We start from the raw sequence: 316 nt of genomic DNA on the forward strand, positions 1-316 counted from the left end.
TGTGTCTGTTGTTTGAGAACTCAATAGTGTGCCAAGTTTGTTGATACCAATTTATTGTATTGAATTGGTTGGATTGGCCAGGTTGCGCCACCTAAGTGGTGTGGTCTGGTTTTTACAGCTGGTTTCAAATTTTGTGCAGCTGGCGCGTCCCGTTTTCCCGGGGGTGYTTGGTTGTGTCTGTTTTTGTTTTACTTCAACGGAGAGTTTGATCCTGGCTCAGGATGAACGCTGGCGGCGTGCTTAACACATGCAAGTCGAACGATGATGCCAGCTTGCTGGTGGATTAGTGGCGAACGGGTGAGTAACACGTGAGTAA

The 316-nt window shown here is 47.6% G+C and carries 1 rRNA gene; it reads left to right on the forward strand.

Annotated elements, in window-relative coordinates:
- Window positions 1-193: 193 nt before the first annotated feature.
- Window positions 194-316 (forward strand): 16S ribosomal RNA (locus tag AC1DCZ_RS19415); the annotation flags it as partial.

This window comes from Arthrobacter sp. 10N418, from assembly GCF_056394725.1.